The 439-nt window shown below is 68.8% G+C and carries 1 protein-coding gene; it reads right to left on the bottom strand.

Going from position 1 to position 439, the window contains the following annotated elements:
- A partial coding sequence (locus WX88_RS31235) for a phage baseplate assembly protein V (protein WP_046247518.1) occupies positions 1 to 439 on the bottom strand: 439 nt, incomplete at both ends.

The following is a 439-nucleotide window of genomic DNA, read 5'->3' on the forward strand; positions in this document are numbered from 1 at the left end:
TGCCCCCTTTCGTGCGGATGCTCTTCACCTGGTTGTCGGGGTGGCTGTAAGTGCCCTGCACCGCGTTCTTGGCGTGAAACACGTTGCCCAGCACCAGCGGCCGCTCGGGCCGGTGCAGCTCGTAGCCGACGAGCACCTGCGAGCCCACCTCCGGGGTGAAGAGCTGCCCCTTCCCGTCGCCCGAGTAGGGCGTGCTCACCCGCAGCCACCCGCTCTCGGCAAACTGCGGGTTCTCCACCGGCCAGTGGTAGCGCACCCGTACCCGGCCCAGCTGCTGCGGGTCGTGCAGGTCCACCACGTCGGCCAGCTCCGGCTCGGCCAGCGGCGGGCGCACCAGCGGGTTGGGCGGCGGCAGCACCACCGAGTGCACCACGGCCGCAAACGCGTTTTCGTAGTTGCCCTGCTCATCCACGTAGTGGGTAATCTGCGTGATGCGGTA

Source organism: Hymenobacter terrenus (assembly GCF_000972495.1).
In the GTDB taxonomy this organism is placed as follows: domain Bacteria; phylum Bacteroidota; class Bacteroidia; order Cytophagales; family Hymenobacteraceae; genus Hymenobacter; species Hymenobacter terrenus.